The sequence below is a fragment of the Mesorhizobium sp. M0244 genome, assembly GCF_040321795.1.
Classification (GTDB): Bacteria; Pseudomonadota; Alphaproteobacteria; order Rhizobiales; family Rhizobiaceae; genus Mesorhizobium.
The window spans coordinates 164,723-181,541 of sequence record NZ_JAMYSE010000004.1 but is presented as its reverse complement, the minus strand read 5'-3'; the positions used below and the strand labels follow the sequence as shown (position 1 = coordinate 181,541).

Here is a 16,819-nt window from a genome sequence, read left to right as displayed (position 1 = left end):
GGGAAATCCTCAGATTGAAGCGAGTTCGACAATTGCCGCCGCGAAAACGGGTGAGTCGGCTCCGCCCCTCACCCCTTACCCTCGCCCCGTAAGAACGGGGAGGGGGCCGCGATCCCTTGAGTGCGCCGCCTACTTCGTTTTCTTCTTCGCCAGCAGCTCTTTCGCCGCCTTGACGCCGAGCGCTTCAGGCCGCTCGCAGCTGGTCTGCATGGCAACGAACTTTCCGGTCTCGCCCGAACGCAACAGGCCGGTCATGACGTCGACGGCATGCAGCGCCAGTTCCATCGAGCAGCGGTGCGGCCGGCCTTCGGTAATCGCGATCGCGATGTCGGCCAGACCGGCGGTGCGGTAGTTGGCCATCATGCCTTGCGAGTGCATCTCGTTGGGCACGCCGAACGGGTGCCGCCATTTCGGCAGCTTCTTCACCGGCTTGGCGGCTTCGGTGTAGCGCACCTCGCCGCCGAAGAAGTTCGGATCCGGCACGAACACCGTGCCCGCCTCGCCATAGAGCTCCATCGGCGCGTGGCCGTGGCTCCAGACGTCCCAACTGGTATTGAGCGTCACCACGGCGCCGTTCTCGAACTCCAACACCCCGTGGATCGTCGTCGGCGTGGAGACCGGGATCTTTTCGCCGACGCGCGGCTTCGAGCTGATGATGCGTTCCGTCATCGGGATCGAAGCGAAGGCGGCGACCTGCTTCACCGGCCCGATCAGCTGGATCAGATTGGTGATATAATAGGGTCCGATGTCGAGCACCGGGCCGGCGCCTGGCTGGAAGAAGAAGTCCGGATTGGGGTGCCAATGCTCCATCCCATGGCTCATCACATGACAGGTGCCGCTGGTGATCCTGCCGAGCCTGCCGGTGTCGATCAGGTCGCGGACAAGCTGGTGTGCGCCGCCAAGGAACGTATCGGGCGCCGAACCGATGCGAAGCCCCTTGTTTTCCGCCCGCTTCTTCAGGTCGAGCCCTTCCTTGACCGACAGTACGAACGGCTTCTCCGAATAGACGTGCTTGCCGGCGTCGAGGATCTGCTTCGACACCTCGTAATGCACCGCCGGAATGGTCAGGTTGACGATGATGTCGATATCGTCCGCCTTGAGCAGCCCCTCGACGGTCTCGGCGCGCAGCTTGAACTCCTTTGCCCGCGCTTTCGCCGCTTCCATGTTGATATCGGCGCAGGCGCGCATCTCGATGCCGCGAAATAGCGGCGCCAGTGAAAAATACGCCTTCGAGATGTTGCCGCAGCCGATGACGCCAATCCCAAGTTTTGTTGCCATGCTGGTGTGCTCCTAATAGGTCTTGGCGGCTGCGATCGAGCGGCGGGCAAAGCGCTCGATGTCGTTGGGGTTGTCCTGTTCCATGACGTAGTATTTTGCCGCACTTTTGGCGCGCAGCGCCTTGATCAGGCCGGGCCAGTCGATGGTGCCGTGGCCGACGTCGGACCAGCCGTCCTCGTCGAGGCCCTCGCCCGGCTTGGCCATGTCCTTGACATGGGCGGCGACGATGCGCTTGCCGTGCTTTTCGATCCAGGGCAGCGGGTCGACGCCGCCGCGCACCACCCAGGCGACGTCCATCTCCCAGCCGATATCGGGCGCCGAAGACAGGATATGGTCCTGCGGCACCGAGCCGTCGGCAAGCGCCTTGAACTCGAAATCATGGTTGTGCCAGGCAAAACCATAGCCGGCTTTCTCAGCCGTCTCGCCGACCTTGGCCAGCCGTTCACCGAAGCCGCGCCAGCCGGCCGCGTCGGCCGGCCTGAACTCGGCGTTCAGGAAGGGGCAGATGAGCAGCGTGATGCCGAGCGCATCGGCCGTTCTGCGCACGCCGTCGAAATCCTTCTCGAGTGCGTCGATCGAGAAATGCCCGGTCGGCATGGCGAGCCCGTTCTTGTCGAGCTCGGCACGGAAGGCCTTGGGATCGTCATAGACGCCGCCGAACCCTTCGACTTGGCTGTAACCAAGCTCGCCCAGCATTTTGAGCACGCCCTCCCAGGGCTGGAAATTGCGGGCGCTGTAAAGTTGGAATGACCAGTTCATCGTGTCTGTCCGTTTTCTTGGGAGGGTTAGTCTTGGGGGAGGGTTAAGTCTTGGGCGAGGGATGGATGTTGGACGGTTAAATCATGATCTAGAGGCGGCTGCCGGTTGCGGCGTCGAACAGCGAGGCGCGCATCGGGTCAAATCCGATGCCCACCGCCTCGGCGTTCTTCGGCGTGCGTTCCGATGTCACGCGTACAGTGAAATTCTGGCCGCCGAGCTTCAGCCACACCAGCGTGTCGGAACCCATGGGCTCGACGACCTCGACATTTGCCGTGGCTGCGAACGGCCATCCCGCCCCGCTGTTGAACGCGACATGCTCGGGGCGGATGCCGAACACGGCCGGGCCCGGCACCGGGTCCTTCTCGAAAGCATAGGTGGCAAGCGGGATCCGCACATCCTCGACGACAAAGTGCCAGTCGCCTTCCGCCTGCTCCAGCCTGCCGTCGAGAAAGTTCATCGCCGGCGAGCCGAGGAAGCCGGCGACAAACCGGTTGACCGGCCGGTTATAGATCGTCTGCGGCGCATCGAGCTGCTGGATCACGCCGCCCTTCATCACCGCGATGCGGTCGGCCAGCGTCATCGCCTCGATCTGGTCGTGGGTGACGTAGATCATGGTGTTTTCCAGCTTGCGATGCAGCAGCTTTATCTCAACGCGCAATTCCGCGCGTAGCTTGGCGTCGAGATTGGAGAGCGGCTCGTCGAACAGAAAGACATCGACGTCGCGGACAAGTGCGCGCCCGATCGCCACGCGCTGGCGCTGGCCGCCGGACAGAGCCGCGGGCTTGCGATGCAAAAGCGGCTCGATCTGCAGGATCTCGGCGGCCCGGGCGATGCGCTTGGCGATCTCGTCCTTGGCGAGGCCGGCAACGCGCAGCCCAAACGACAGGTTTTTCTCCACCGTCATCTGCGGATAGAGCGCATAGGACTGGAACACCATGCCGATGCCGCGGTCCTTGGGCTCTTCCCAGGTGACGTTCTTGCCCTTGATGAAGATGCGGCCTTCGGAAACGTCGAGCAGCCCGGCAATGCAGTTGAGCAAGGTCGACTTGCCGCAGCCGGACGGGCCGAGCAGCACGATGAACTCGCCTTCGGCGACATCGAGATTGAGCGTCTGCAGCACCGATACCGCGCCGAAATTCAGCGACAGGTTCTGGATCGAGACGCTGGTGCCGTTTGCCCCCCTGCTGCCGTTTACCTCAACGCTGCGGTTTGCGGTCATCGCCATCATCCTTTCACCGCGCCGGCGGCGATGCCGCGCACAAACAATTTTCCGGACAGGAAATAGACGATCAGCGGCACGAGGCCGGTCAGGATGGTGGCTGCCATGTTGACGTTGTATTCCTTCACGCCTTGCACCGAGTTGACGATGTTGTTGAGCTGCACCGTCATCGGATAGGTGTCGGGGCGGGTGTAGACGACGCCGAACAGGAAATCGTTCCAGATGCCGGTCACCTGCAGGATGATGGCGACAACGAAGATCGGCAGCGACATCGGCAGCATGATGCGGAAATAGATGCCCCAGAAGCCGGCGCCGTCGACGCGCGCTGCCCGGAACAGCTCCTCCGGCATGGAAGAGAAGTAGTTGCGGAACAAAAGTGTGAGGATCGGCATGCCGAAGATGGAATGGACGATCACTAGGCCGCTGAGGCTGCCATAGAGGCCGATCTCGCGCAGGATGATGACGATCGGATAGATCATCACCTGGTAGGGGATGAAGGCGCCGACGATCAGGATGATGAAGAAGGTGTCGGCCCCTTTGAAGCGCCAGTTGGCAAGCGCATAGCCGTTCACGGAGGCGAGCGCGATCGACAGGATCACCGACGGAATGGTGATGCGCACGGAATTCCAGAAGCCGCGCGACAGCCCGTCGCAATTGAGCCCGGTGCAGGCGCTCGACCAGGCCTTGACCCAGGGCTCGAAGGTGATCTCCATCGGCGGCGAGAAGATGTTGCCGAGGCGTATCTCGGGCATGCCTTTGAGCGATGTCACCACCATCACGTAGAGCGGCAAAAGATAGTAGAGCGCCACCACGATGAGCGTGCCGTAGAGGAAGATGTTGCGGCGCGAGAACATATGCCGCGGCTTCGGCCCGCTCGGCCCGTACGCTTCGAGCGTGCCGGGGCCGGCCGGCAAGGAAACGGTATGGTCAGACACGCTTCTTGCCTCCAAACTCGAGATAGGCCCACGGCACGATGACGATGATCACCGACAGCAGCATCATGGTCGACGCGGCGAACCCCTGACCGAGGTTCTGGGCGAAGAACATGTAGTCATAGACATATTTGGCCGGGACTTCGGAGGCGATGCCGGGCCCGCCGCTGGTCTGGGCGACAACCAGGTCATAGATCTTGACGATACCGGCAGCGATGATGACGAGCGTGGTGATGAAGACCGGCCGCATCATCGGTATGATGATGAACAGATAGGTCTTCCAGGTTGGTATCCCGTCGACCCGCGCTGCCTTCCAGATATCCTCGTCGATCCCGCGCAGGCCGGCCAGCATCAGGCACATGATGAGTCCGGTGCCCTGCCAGAGAGCGGCGATCAATATGCCGTAGATGACGATGCTGGAATCATAGAGCGGATTGAAGCTGAAGCTCTCCCAGCCGAGGCTGCGCACCACTCCCTGGATCCCGAATTCGGGGTTGAGCAGCCACTGCCAGACAAGGCCGGTGACAATGAAGGAGAGGGCGAAGGGATAGAGGAAGATGGTCCGGAACGTGTCCTCGAACCGGATCTTCTGGTCGAGCAGGGCGGCAAGCAGGAAGCCGATCACCAGCGAGAACAGCAGCGACAGCACGCCGTAGATCAGCAGGTTCTCGATCGAGACCAGCCAGCGCGGCACCGACCACAGCCGGTAGTACTGGTCGAGCCCGACGAAATTCAGCCGCGGCAGGAGCTTCGAACTGGTGAAGGAATAAAGCACCGTCCACGCGCTGCCGCCGACAAAGATCACCAGCGCGGTAAGGATCATTGGGATCGAGGCGATCTTCGCATTGAGGTTGCGAAAGAGTTGGCTAGGGCGTTCGCTCTTGCTCATCTGCACAGCCGCGCTGGATCGGGTAAGGGCGGTACGCTCCCGACCCTGCGCTCGCAGGGGCGGGAGTGAGGGCAGTTGTCGATCGTCAATCGGCCGAACCGACGATGGCGGCGAAGCGCTTCTGCGCATCTTCCACGGTCATGTCCTGCTTGGCGAAGAACTCGGAGAAAAGATCCTCCTTCTGCTTCTGCGTATCCTGCGAAAGCAGCTGGTCCGTCCAAGGCATGACGTTGCCCTTGGCGAGGATTTCGAGCCCCTTCTTCATGCAGTCGTTCGCCGCCTTGAGGTCGACGTCGCCGCGCACCGGCAGCGAGCCCTTCTTGAGATTGAAGGCGACCTGTGTCTTGGGATCGAGCAGCGTGTGGGCCAGCACTTCCTGCGCCTTCGATTTTTCGGGGTCCTTCAGCAGCGGGAAGTAGAAAGCGTCGCCGCCGGTGGCGATGACCTCGTTGAGACCAAGGCCCGGAAGGCAAGTATAGTCCTTGCCGGCGGTCTGGCCGGCAACCTGGAACTCGCCCTGCGCCCAGTCACCCATGATCTGGCCGCCGGCCTTGCCGGTGATGACCAGATTGGTGGCCTGGTTCCAGTCCTGCACATTGGTGTTCTTCGCCATCTTGCGGGCGTCGTCCGCCGCCTTGAAGACCTTGGCGACCTCGGGCCCGGCGGCGAATTCCGCGTCCTTGTCCTTGTAGACCTTGAGGAACGCGTCGGTGCCGCCGACCGCCGCAAGCAGCACGTCGAAAGCGCCGGAGGCTTGCCAGGGCTGGCCGCCGACCGCGAGCGGCTGGATGCCTGCTTTTTCCAGCGCGGGCGCGGCAGCGACATATTCATTCCAGTTCTTCGGCACCGGCACGCCGGCTTTTTCGAAGGCGGCGTTCGACAGCCACAGCCACTGCCAGGAATGGATATTGACCGGCACGCAATAGATCTTGCCGTCGAGGGTACAGCCGTCGAGCAGGCTCTTCGGCTGCACGATTTCCGTCCACTTCTCCTTGGTGGCGAGATCGGTGAGGTCGCGCATCAGCCCGGCCTGCACCAATTCTTCCGCCTGCCGGCCGTGATTGAACTGGGTCGCGCCCATAGGGTCGCCGCCGGTGATGCGGCTGATCATGATCGGCCGCGCCGTGCCGCCGGAGCCGGCGATAGCGCCATCCACCCAATGATTGCCAGTCGCGTCGAAAGCCTTGGCGAGTTCGGCAACCGCCGCCGCTTCACCGCCCGAAGTCCACCAATGGGTGACTTCCAGATCCGTCGCGGCCGCCGGGCCGGCGAACTGCAGCGCGGCCGTCGCTGCCAGCGCAGCAGTCATGAGTTGGTATCGCATTTCGTTCCTCCCAGAATCTGAAACGTTACAGATTTTGGATACGGCAATTGCTTCAGACGCGCAACCCCTCGGGCAAAGGCGCCATCACATTTTTTCGAAACACGAATAAAATCAATCAGCTCGCCAGCCTACCGCAACGCAACAAGAGAGGTTGCATCGCGAAAGTAAATGCTGCGGCGCCCAAAAACGAGAAAAGCCCGTTCCAGTCGCTCTTTCTGCGCCGATTGAAGTATCGCTCATTTTGCGCCTGTCACCAGTGATAAGGCGATGGCAGTGACAATCTGTAACGTTTCAGTATATAGCGGTCTCATTCGGTGAAGGCCCGCGGCGTACCCGCGGCCCGCCGATTGCCGGCCTGCCCGGCAACTGCTATGCGCCTGACGGGGCGGGACGAATGAACAGGCATCAAAAAGAGAAGGCCGACGAGGCGTCGGGCCAGGGCCGGCCGACACTGAAGACGCTCGCCTTCATGACCGGGCTGGGCGTCACCACCGTGTCGCGCGCGTTAAAGGACGCGCCTGAGATCGGCGCCGAGACCAAGCGGCGCGTCCAGCTTGTCGCCAAGCAGATCGGTTATCGGCCCAACCGCGCCGGCGTGCGCCTGCGGACCGGCAAGACCAATGTCATCAGCCTGGTGCTCAACACCGAGCACGAGATCATGAGCTTTGTCTCGGATATCATCTACGGAGTTTCGGAAGTCATCGCCGATACGCCCTATCATTTGATCGTGACGCCCTATTCGCGCTCGCAGGATCCGCTGGACCCGATCCGTTATCTCGTGGAAACCGGTTCAGCCGACGGCGTCATCATTTCGCGCACGCAGCCGAACGACCCGAGGGCCCGCTATATGCTGGAGCGCGGCATTCCCTTTGCCACGCACGGCCGCACGGATATGGGGCTGATCCACCCCTACCATGATTTCGACAATTACGCTTTCGCGGCCGAGGCAGTGCGCCATCTGGCCGGCATCGGCCGCCGCCGGCTGGCTCTGCTGGCGCCGCCCGTCGAGCTGACTTATCACGGCCACATGCTCGCCGGCTTTGCCGATGCGCTGAGCGAGGTCGGCGCCAGCGAAATCCCGTTCAACACCGTTTCGATCGATCATTCGATCGAGCAGATCAGAATGCGGACCGCGCAGCTGATGCGCCGCGAAAACCGTCCGGATGGTTTCATCAGCAGCGCCGCCGCCGCGACGCTCGCCATCGTCGCCGGCATCGAAGATGCCGGCCTTAAGCTTGGCCGCGATGTCGATGTGGTATCCAAGCAGTCGTCGGAGCTTCTGCATCTGTTTCGCAGCGAATTGCTGGTCGTCAACGAGAACTTCCGGCTGGCCGGCGCCGAGCTCGCCCGCTCGGTGCTGGGCTGGATCGGCGGCGCCGCACCCGGCTCCCTGCAAAGCCTGAGCGTGCCGGGCGAAGTGCAGGCCTATCGCCGCCCGGCGTCCACTTAAGCGGCGTCGGTCAACCCGCCGCGCCGCTTCCCCACGGGCCATGGAAAGCGCCTTGCCCGTCGATGCGCTCGAAGCCATGCGCACCGAAGAAATCGCGCTGCGCCTGGATCAGGTTCGAAGTGCCGCGGCCCTGCCGGTAACTGTCGAAATAGGCAAGCGCCGATGACAGGGCCGGCACCGGCGAGCCGGCTTCGGCTGCCCTTGCCACGACACGGCGAAGCGACGGATGTGCCTCCTGCATCAATGAAACGAAAGCCGGCGCCATCAACAGGTTGGTGGCTGCGCCGCCGGCGCCGAAGGCCTCCGCCATCGTATCCAGCAATTGCGAGCGGATGATGCAGCCGGCCCGCCAGATCTTGGCGATGACCGGCATCGGCAGGTTCCAGTTGAATTCCTTCGACGCGCCGCTCATCACCGCGAAGCCTTGCGCGTAGGCGGCGATCTTGCCGGCAAACAGCGCCAGCTCGAGATCGCCGAGCAGTGCGTCCCTGTCTCCGGAAATCTTGCTCACGCCGCCGCCATAGACCTTTCCGGCGGCAAGCCGCTCGTCCTTGATCGACGACAGCACGCGCGCCGCCACCGCCGCCTCGATCGCGGTGGCCGGGATGCCGAGCTGCTGCGCCTCGATCACCGACCATTTGCCGGTGCCTTTCTGGCCGGCGCGGTCGAGGATGATGTCGACGACCGGCTTGCCGGTCTTGGGATCGTCGGCGGCCAGCACCTTGGCAGTGATCTCGATCAAATACGAGTTAAGCCGACCGGTGTTCCACTGGGAAAACACCTCAGCGATCTCTTTCGGCCCCATGCCGAGCCCGTCGCGCAATATGCCGTAGATCTCGGCGATCATCTGCATGTCGGCATATTCGATGCCGTTGTGAATGGTCTTGACGAAGTGCCCGGCGCCGTCGGTGCCGAGCCACGCCGCGCAAGGCTCGCCCTTGAACTTGGCCGAGATTGCGGTCAGCACCTTTTCGACGCGCTTCCAGGACTCTTCGGTGCCGCCGACCATGATCGAGGGACCGTGGCGTGCGCCCTCCTCGCCACCGGACACGCCCATGCCGATGAAGGTCAGGCCGGAGCTGGAAAGCTCGGAAAAGCGCCGCATCGTATCGCGGAAATTGGCATTGCCGGCGTCGATGACGATGTCGTTGGCCGACAGCACCCCGCGCAATGCCGTGATCTGCTCGTCGACCGGTTTGCCGGCCAGCACCATGATGATGATCGGCCGCGGCGGCCGGATCGCGGAGGCCAGTTCCTCGAGGCTATAGCAGGGCACCACCATATCCCTGAGCGCGCCGGCATTTTCGACAAAGGCATCGGTGCGCGCCGCGGTGCGGTTGAAGACTGCGATGCGGTGCCCCTTCTCGGCGATATTGAGCGCCAGGTTGGAGCCCATCGTGCCAAGGCCGATCAGGCCGATTTCGGCTTTTTCCATTGTTTCTTCCCTGCTTTCGGATCTTGTTGGTTTGAGCCCGCGATTGGGTTGGATGCCCATTCTTGATGACGATGATTGACGGGCCTTCAAGGCCGCGTCAACCGCCTCGCCGAATTGTGTTGCAGACCACCAGCTTGTCCTCACGGCCTGATGTCGATCGGTGCCTCGATCTTCACCATCTCGAAATCCGAGACCAGGATATCGAGCCGCGCCGTCCACCGGCCGGGGACCGGGATGACAAGATCGTCGACGCGCCAGGTGCCGTCGCCGGGCTTTGTTGCCGGGCGCTTTATCGGCTCGATGCCGGAATCGGGCTTTGACAGCACCAGCGTCACCTGCTTGGCGTCGAGCGGGCCGAAATCGCCGGTCATGATGAAGATCGAAGCGGCAACAGGCCCGGCGTGGCCGGGCGCAATGCTGAGGTCGGCCATCGCTTGCAGCGTGTGGATATGGACCGATGCCGGCTGTGCGGCGGCGATCGCCAGCGCGCGCGGCGGTGGCGTGAAGCGCCAGCCGGCGGCAACGCCAAAGATCACCACCACGATCAGCGCTTCGATGCCGATCGAGCGGGCCAGCCGCCTCTGGACCTCCGTATTTCCCGCCTCGGCCGGGGCCGTTAGCTTAAAGCGGTTGACGGCGGCGAGCGTGAACAGAAAGACAAGCAGCACCAGCTTGATCAGCAGCAGCCGGCCATAAACGGTATGGACCAGCGCCGATGGCGTTTGCACCTGGATGACGGCGAGCACGATGCCGGCTGCCGCAAGCACGGCCACGACGAACAGGATCGCTCGCGAAAACCGGCGCAGCAACGGCCCGGCTTTGGCCGGCTGCCGTTTCAAGGCAAGACCGAGCGGTGCCAGCGCCCCGGCCCAGACAGCGATCGCTGCGCCGTGCAGAAACACCATCGGCCTGGTCAGCCACTGCGGCTCGGCAGCACTGGCATGCCCGCTGGCGGCAAGTGCTGCGCCAACACCAACCAGCCCGGCCAAGGCGAGCGGCTTTGCGTCGGCGGGCGGCACAACCAGCGACAATAGGCTAAGGCCGAGCGCCATCAGCGCGATCAGCACCGTCCAGCCAAAGCTGGTCCCGAGCGCGGTCTGCCAGATGACCGGCTGCGCCAGCCGGGCCAGCGGCGCACCGAGTGCATCCAGGCCCTGGAAGCCGAGCGACAAGGGTCCCGCGACCAGCCCGCACAGGATTGCCGCGGCGATCAGGCGCTGGCCGGATCGCCCGCCTTGTGCCAGCCAGGCCAACGCAAAGGCACCGCCAACGCCGAAAAGGAGGCCGATATAGAGAAAGACCTTGCCGATCCAGATCGCCGTACGAAGCCCCCGGTCGACGGCTTCGGCGACAGCCGGCGCAGCACTCGGCGTGCCGATCGAAAACAGCACCGAGCCGCCGACCGGATGGCCGTCGGCGGAAATCACCCGCCAGCTCAGCACATGCGTGCCGGATGTCAGCGCCTGCGGATTGTCGATCTCGACGGTCTGGCCGCTGAGCCGGAAAGAGGTCAGCGGGACCGGCGTGCCGTCGGGCCGCACCAGCGTCAGCACCAACGGCGAAACCGGCTCGGTGAAGGTCAGCGACAATTGCGACGGGCTCTGCGCCAGCACCGCAGCGTCAGCCGGCTCGGCCTTGATCAGCGCCGCGTGGGCGAAGGCGGGGTTCGGCGCGGCAATTGCGGCGAGCAGCATGATGGCGGCAAGCAGGCCAACGGCAAGCCGGCCGGTATAATTACCGGCGATACAGGCTCGTCGCAGGAAGGATGCCGCGCTCATCTCATGGCCAAAAGCAGCGGCGCGCTCTTTCGAACAAAGCCCGCCGTTAGCGCTCACTTCTTCGGCGACAATTTGAGGCCGGGCGCCGGAAATTCCAGCGCGTCCTCAGCCTGCCCGACCGCCGGAATCTCGATCCAGCGATCGGCAACGCCGTCACATTCCTGCACCACCGGGAAATAGAGCGTCTGACCTGCCGGCAGATCCGCCGCCAGTGTCGCGCGGAAGACGAATTCGTCGTAGAATTCGTCCGGCAGGCTGCCGGCGCTCCAGTCGATCTCCTTGACGCCGCTGGTCACTGCCTGGCCGTAAAGCTGGTAGGGCTTCTCGTACTTGCCGTTCTTGACCTGCAGCGTCCAACCCGGCTTCGGCATCGGTTTGACCGAGAGCACCCCTTCCGGAATCTGCACGCGAACGGCGGTCGTTGCCTTGCCCTCGCAGCCATGCGGCACAAGCAGCACCGCCTTGTAGGTCGAGCCGACCGCCGCTTCCGGCGTTTCGAGCGTGATGTGGGCGAAGGCCATGCTGGTCCCGAGGACGAGAAGCGCGCAGCCGGGCAAAAGAGATTTCTTCATGATGGTACCTCTCGAAGCGGCCAAGTCAGTCGTCGTCCTGAGGTGCCGCGCTGCCGATGCCTTGCACGGCGAAGTTGACCGTAACGGTACCGGCTTTCTCGAAGGTCAGCGTGGCAGAGAAGGTCTCGCCTTGCTTCGGCTGCCGCTTCAAATCCATGAACATCAAATGATAGCCGTTGGGCGCCAGCGCGACCTTGCCGCCGGCCGGAATCTCGAGGCCGCCGGTGACCGGCCGCATGGTCATGACGCCATTGCTGACGCCCATCTGGTGCAGTTCGGCCTTGGCCGAAATATCGGAGGTGATCGACAGAAGGCGATCCGGCGCACTGCCGGAGTTGGTGATGGTGAAATAGCCGCCGGCCACCTTGGCGCCGGCCGGTGTGGCGCGCGACCAGGGATGCCCGATCTCGATATCGCCGACCTTGAACTCATGCGCGAAGACGGACTGGGCGCTGGCGAACAGGAGGGCAAGGACGAACACCGCGAAGCCGAGATGCGCCTCGAAGCCGCGCAACGGGAAACGCCTGCGGCTGAACGCGGCGGCGCGAAGAAAGTGGGACATGATTGCTCCATGAGCTTTAGGGGATCGCGCCGTGGCCGGTCGCGAACGATGTCGATAAACGCGCCGGCGAAGGGTTGCGCAGCGCGAACCAGAACGGATCAGGCCGTCGCCGGTGGTGCGCGCGGATTGGATGGAGTGCGGGCACGGGCGAAATCGCGATGCCGGAATGCCGCCAGGATAAAGGCGACGGTTTCTACGGAAAGGCTGCGAGCCGGGCCCCCGGCATCGGGCGGTGGCGCGTAGACAGCCGAAACGAGGTTGCAACCAAGCATGCAGCAGGCTGGCATGTGCTGCGGGTGCGGGTCGCCGGCAGGGAGTTGCGTCGCACCGTCATGGGTGCAGATGGTGTTGCCGAAAGCATCGAATTGCGAAGCGTTCGGTTCGATGCCGGAAGCGAACGCGCCGAGCATCGACTGGAGCACGAGCAGCCAGGCCGCGGCGAACGCGACCGGCATGCTCCATCGTTTCCGGCATATGGTCAAGAACCAGCCTCTCCACGCAGCAACGTCAGCTCTCTAGCACGGAGCCGGCGGCCGGAAAATCGCCAAAACGTTGCTGCGGCAACGCAACACAATCACGCGCGTAGCGGCTGCCTTCCCTCCGGGATCGACGTCAGCAGCGTGTGGCGGGCCGATTTCAGGTGCTTGCGGCAGGCGGCGTCGACCCTGGCTAGATCGCGCGATTTGAGCGCGGCGATATAGGCGAGATGCTCCTGGACCGCGACTTCGTTGCGCTCGCGCTCCTGCGCCTTGTTCCACTGGTAGTGGTAGTGGAAAATCATGGCGATGACGTCATAGAAATCGACGATGAAGCGGTTGTGCGAGGCGCGGTGGATCAGCCTGTGAAAGCGTTCGTCGAGCTCAGAGAACTCGCTGAAGCGCGCGGCGATCTCGCGCGCCAGCCGGCGATGCTCGTCCTCCAGGCGGTCGAGGTCGGCCCAGACCGGGCTGTCCTCGGGCAAAGCGGCAAAGGCGGCGGCCGAGCGCAGTTCGAACATTTCGCGGATTTCGGTCAGCTCCAGCGCGAAGGCGCGGGTAAAGCCTTTCAGCACCCAGTGGCTGTTGCGGCGCTTCTCGATCAGGCCGAAGCGCGAGAAGCGGATCAGGAATTCGCGCACGCTGGTGGTGCCGACGCCGATCTCGCGCGCCAGTTCGAGTTCGTTGATCTGCATGCCGGCTTCGGCACCGCCGGCAAGCAGCCGCCGCATGAAGGAGCGCTCGATGATCTCAGCCAGCGTGTCGGTCTCTTCCTCGGGGAAAAAATCGTCCGGCCGCGGTTCGCGCAGAACCGTCTTGTTGCGCTTGTTCCAGTCGATCAGGCCGGTCTCTTCCATGCGCGCAAGGATGGTGCGGACCGTCGTGCGGCTGACGCCGAGCAGAGTGCCCAGCTCCGGCTCCGAGGGCAGGCTCTTGGTTTCGTCGAGCAGCCGGAGACCGCGATTATAGGCGTCCTTGTAAACGTTGTTGCTCTTTGACATCCCCTGCCCCGTGGCGCACCGGCGCTTGCGGCCGGCCTGAAGCGTTTCTCGCGCATGAAATCGGAATCGCTTCGGAAAACATCATGCGCAACGCTAGTTTTGGTGCCTCCATCGCGCATCCAAAAGACGCGGCGCGCTCGTGCGAAAAAACAATTGACGCAAAAATGTTTTTTCCCGATAAAAGACATTATATGTTAAGAGCCGCGTGTCAATCCGCTCGCGCACCCAGGAACATACCCAGGAAGCTCCCGTGAACGCCGCAACCAGCATTCTTCTGTCTCCCGCCGACAATGTCGCGGTCGCCAATGGCCGCATCGAGATCGGCACCGTGCTGCCGGGCGGCGCCGTCGCCGTCGCACTGATCGAGCCCGGCCACAAAGTGGCGATCAAACCGATTGCAGCCGGCGAAGCCGTGGTCAAATATGCCCAGGCGATCGGCCGCGCCACGCAGGACATCGCGCCCGGCGAGCATATCCATTCGCATAACCTGGTCTTCGAAAGCGGTCGTTTGCCGGTGGTGCCGCCGAGCGAGGCAGTGCACGCGACCGAGGCGGACCGCACCCGCACCTTCATGGGCTACCGCCGCGCCGACGGCCGTGCCGGCACGCGCAACTTCATCGGCATTCTCGCCAGCGTCAATTGCTCGGCCACCGTCTGCCACGCCATCGCCGATGCGGCGAACCGCACGCTTCTGCCGCAATATCCCGGCATCGACGGTTTCGTCCCGATCGTCCACGGCCAGGGCTGCGGCATGAGCGCCACCGGCGACGGCATGATGGTGTTGCACCGCACCCTTGCCGGCTATGCCCGTCACCCGAATTTCGGCGGCGTGCTGATGGTTGGGCTCGGCTGCGAGGTCAACCAGCTCACCCTCTATGGCCAGAAGGGCGTCGCCGCGGGAAAACGCCATTTCAACATCCAGGAAGCCGGCGGCTCGCGCAAATCGGTCGAGAAGGCGTTGCTCGTGCTGGCCGAGATCGCCGAAGAGGTCGGCACGCTTCAGCGTGAGCCGATCCCGGTCAGCGAGATCGTCGTCGGCCTGCAATGTGGCGGCTCCGACGGCATGTCCGGCATCACCGCCAATCCGGCGCTGGGTGCGGCCGTCGACATTCTGGCCGGCGTCGGCGGCATCGGCATCCTTTCCGAGACGACGGAGATCTACGGCGCCGAGCATCTGCTCGCCTATCGCGCCGCCACCCCCGAGATCGCCGCCAAGCTCGACGGCTACGTGAAATGGTGGGAAGACCACGTCGCCAAGCATGGCGCTTCCATCGACAACAACCCCTCGCCGGGCAACAAGCGCGGCGGCCTGACCACCATCCTGGAAAAGTCGCTGGGCGCGGTCGCCAAGGGCGGCCAGACGCCGCTCAACGGCGTCTTCGGCTATGCCGAAAAGGTCACCGGGCACGGGCTGGTGTTCATGGACACGCCCGGCTACGACCCGGTCTCGGCCACCGGCCAGGTGGCGGGCGGCGCCAATGTCATCGTCTTCACCACCGGCCGCGGCTCCTGCTTCGGCTGCCGGCCGACGCCGTCGATCAAGGTCGCCAGCAACTCGACAATGTACCACACGATGGAAGAGGACATGGACGTGAATTGCGGCGTCATCGCCTCGGGCGAAAAGACCATCGCCGGCATGGGCCGCGAGATCTTCGAACTGATCGTTGAGACAGCTTCGGGCCGCAAGACCAAGAGCGAAGAGTTCGGCTACGGCGACAACGAGTTCGTACCCTGGCACCTCGGAGCGACGCTCTAAACCAGACCGCCCGCGACAATCGCGGACACCTGACATATCCCAGGTGTCACACTTCTGCGAGCCTTAAAAAGAATGAACATTCCATATTGACTGAGCGATGGAATTAATATTCCATGCGGGATATTGGAGGAGATTGGCAGCGGAGTTCCGACGGAAAAAACTCTCCCGCCCAGCCATTCGAAGCAGGCATCAAACATCGCTTGCGCCGACCGAGGTGATACACTATCAAAATGCGGTAACTGTTTTTTATTGATAAAGTTCCGTTGGGCCGCGCCATCCGGATGGAGCTTCTGTAACGTTCACCGGGCGACTTAGGGAGGACTCCTAATGAAATTCGTGACCAGCATTCTCAACCGCCGCGCCTTCGTGGCACTTGCAGCCGCCTCGATGCTTGCCGGCGTGATGCATTCGGCGCCGGCATCCGCGGCCGACGTTACCATTCCGATCATCGTCAAGGACACCACGTCCTTCTACTGGCAGATCGTTCTGGCCGGCGCCCGCAAGGCCGGCAAGGATCTCGGCGTCAATGTTCCCGAACTCGGCGCCCAGGCCGAGACCGACGTCAACGGCCAGATCTCGATCCTCGAAAATGCCGTCGCCGGCAATCCGGCTGCCGTCGTCATCGCGCCGACCGAAGCCAAGGCGCTCGGCAAGCCGATCGACGAGGCCGCCACCAAGGTCAAGATCATCGGCATCGACTCCGGCGCCGACTCCAAGGCCTTCACCTCGTTCCTGACCACCGACAACACCCAGGGCGGCCGCGTCGCCGCTGACGGCCTCGCAGCGGCCATCGGCGAAGCCAATGGCGGCAAGGTCGAGGGCGACGTCGCCCTGATCACCGCGCTTCCGGGCGCCGGCTCGCTCGAACAGCGCGCCCAGGGTTTCAAGGAACAGCTCGCCGCCAAATATCCCGGCCTCAAGCTGGTCGCCGACAAATATGCCGACGGCCAGGCCACCACCGGCCTCAACATCGCCACCGACCTGATCACCGCCAACCCTAATCTCAAGGGCATCTTCGCGTCCAACCTGATCATGGCGCAGGGCGTCGGTCAGGCGATCGCCGAGAACAGCCTCGCAGGCAAGGTCGGGCTGGTCGGCTTCGACAGCGACGAGAAGCTGATCAAGTTCCTCAATGACGGCGTCATTTCGGCTCTCGTCGTCCAGGATCCGTACCGGATGGGCTATGACGGCATCAAAACGGCACTCGCCGCCTCGAAGGGCGAAAAGGTCGAGGCCAATGTCGATACCGGCGCCAACCTGGTGACCAAGGCCAACATGAAGGATCCGAAGATCGACGCGCTGCTCAACCCGAAGCTCGACTGAGCATCGCCACAGGCGAACTGTTTCCGGGGCCTTTTCGCCCCGGAAACACCCCGTACTCGCGCCAA

Annotated in this window: 16 protein-coding genes; 4 read left to right on the top strand and 12 right to left on the bottom strand. The window is 63.4% G+C overall.

The window, feature by feature from the left end:
* Window positions 1-129: 129 nt before the first annotated feature.
* The 6 genes from NKJ08_RS05690 to NKJ08_RS05665 form a co-directional block, all read right to left on the bottom strand.
* Window positions 130-1,278 (bottom strand): Gfo/Idh/MocA family protein, encoded by a 1,149-nt coding sequence (locus tag NKJ08_RS05690; RefSeq protein ID WP_352525137.1) that lies wholly within the window; start codon window positions 1,276-1,278, stop codon window positions 130-132.
* 12 nt (window positions 1,279-1,290) lie between these two features.
* On the bottom strand, window positions 1,291-2,037 hold the full coding sequence (locus tag NKJ08_RS05685) for a sugar phosphate isomerase/epimerase family protein (protein ID WP_352525136.1): 747 nt from the start codon (window positions 2,035-2,037) through the stop codon (window positions 1,291-1,293).
* 88 nt (window positions 2,038-2,125) lie between these two features.
* Window positions 2,126-3,256, bottom strand: a complete 1,131-nt coding sequence (locus tag NKJ08_RS05680) for an ABC transporter ATP-binding protein (RefSeq protein WP_352525135.1) — start codon at window positions 3,254-3,256, stop codon at window positions 2,126-2,128.
* 5 nt (window positions 3,257-3,261) lie between these two features.
* Entirely contained in the window at window positions 3,262-4,191 is a 930-nt protein-coding gene (locus tag NKJ08_RS05675; RefSeq protein WP_352525134.1) for a carbohydrate ABC transporter permease, read from the bottom strand.
* On the bottom strand, window positions 4,184-5,077 hold the full coding sequence (locus NKJ08_RS05670; RefSeq protein ID WP_352456791.1) for a carbohydrate ABC transporter permease: 894 nt from the start codon (window positions 5,075-5,077) through the stop codon (window positions 4,184-4,186). Before NKJ08_RS05670 ends, NKJ08_RS05675 begins: the two co-directional genes overlap by 8 nt.
* Before the next feature lie 85 nt (window positions 5,078-5,162).
* On the bottom strand, window positions 5,163-6,401 hold the full coding sequence (locus NKJ08_RS05665; RefSeq protein ID WP_352525133.1) for an ABC transporter substrate-binding protein: 1,239 nt from the start codon (window positions 6,399-6,401) through the stop codon (window positions 5,163-5,165).
* Between the two features lie 47 nt (window positions 6,402-6,448).
* Between NKJ08_RS05665 and NKJ08_RS05660 the strand changes: the two genes are divergently transcribed.
* Both NKJ08_RS05660 and NKJ08_RS05655 read left to right on the top strand, forming a co-directional pair.
* Window positions 6,449-6,661, top strand: a complete 213-nt coding sequence (locus NKJ08_RS05660) for a hypothetical protein (RefSeq protein ID WP_352525132.1) — start codon at window positions 6,449-6,451, stop codon at window positions 6,659-6,661.
* Window positions 6,662-6,795: 134 nt separating this feature from the next.
* Complete coding sequence (locus NKJ08_RS05655) at window positions 6,796-7,851, top strand: LacI family transcriptional regulator (protein ID WP_352525131.1); 1,056 nt, start codon at window positions 6,796-6,798, stop codon at window positions 7,849-7,851.
* 10 nt (window positions 7,852-7,861) lie between these two features.
* Here NKJ08_RS05655 and gnd read toward each other — a convergent pair whose 3' ends face one another.
* The 6 genes from gnd to NKJ08_RS05625 form a co-directional block, all read right to left on the bottom strand.
* The gene (gnd, locus tag NKJ08_RS05650) at window positions 7,862-9,286 is read right to left on the bottom strand and encodes an NADP-dependent phosphogluconate dehydrogenase (protein ID WP_352525129.1); all 1,425 of its coding nucleotides are present in this window, start codon (window positions 9,284-9,286) and stop codon (window positions 7,862-7,864) included.
* Between the two features lie 140 nt (window positions 9,287-9,426).
* Complete coding sequence (locus NKJ08_RS05645; protein WP_352525128.1) at window positions 9,427-11,064, bottom strand: copper resistance CopC/CopD family protein; 1,638 nt, start codon at window positions 11,062-11,064, stop codon at window positions 9,427-9,429.
* 53 nt (window positions 11,065-11,117) lie between these two features.
* Complete coding sequence (locus NKJ08_RS05640; protein ID WP_352525127.1) at window positions 11,118-11,636, bottom strand: YcnI family copper-binding membrane protein; 519 nt, start codon at window positions 11,634-11,636, stop codon at window positions 11,118-11,120.
* A 25-nt stretch (window positions 11,637-11,661) separates the two neighbouring features.
* A complete protein-coding gene (locus tag NKJ08_RS05635) occupies window positions 11,662-12,198 on the bottom strand; it encodes a copper chaperone PCu(A)C (protein WP_352525125.1) in 537 nt (178 codons plus the stop codon).
* A 98-nt stretch (window positions 12,199-12,296) separates the two neighbouring features.
* Complete coding sequence (locus NKJ08_RS05630) at window positions 12,297-12,653, bottom strand: DUF2946 family protein (protein ID WP_352525123.1); 357 nt, start codon at window positions 12,651-12,653, stop codon at window positions 12,297-12,299.
* A 119-nt stretch (window positions 12,654-12,772) separates the two neighbouring features.
* Window positions 12,773-13,675: a GntR family transcriptional regulator gene (locus NKJ08_RS05625; RefSeq protein ID WP_352525122.1), complete on the bottom strand. Its 903-nt coding sequence runs from the start codon at window positions 13,673-13,675 to the stop codon at window positions 12,773-12,775.
* A gap of 250 nt (window positions 13,676-13,925) precedes the next feature.
* Here NKJ08_RS05625 and NKJ08_RS05620 point away from each other — a divergent pair, with 250 nt between their 5' ends.
* On the top strand, window positions 13,926-15,431 hold the full coding sequence (locus tag NKJ08_RS05620; RefSeq protein ID WP_352525120.1) for a UxaA family hydrolase: 1,506 nt from the start codon (window positions 13,926-13,928) through the stop codon (window positions 15,429-15,431).
* Window positions 15,432-15,758: 327 nt separating this feature from the next.
* Window positions 15,759-16,754: an ABC transporter substrate-binding protein gene (locus NKJ08_RS05615; RefSeq protein ID WP_352525118.1), complete on the top strand. Its 996-nt coding sequence runs from the start codon at window positions 15,759-15,761 to the stop codon at window positions 16,752-16,754.
* Window positions 16,755-16,819: the final 65 nt, after the last annotated feature.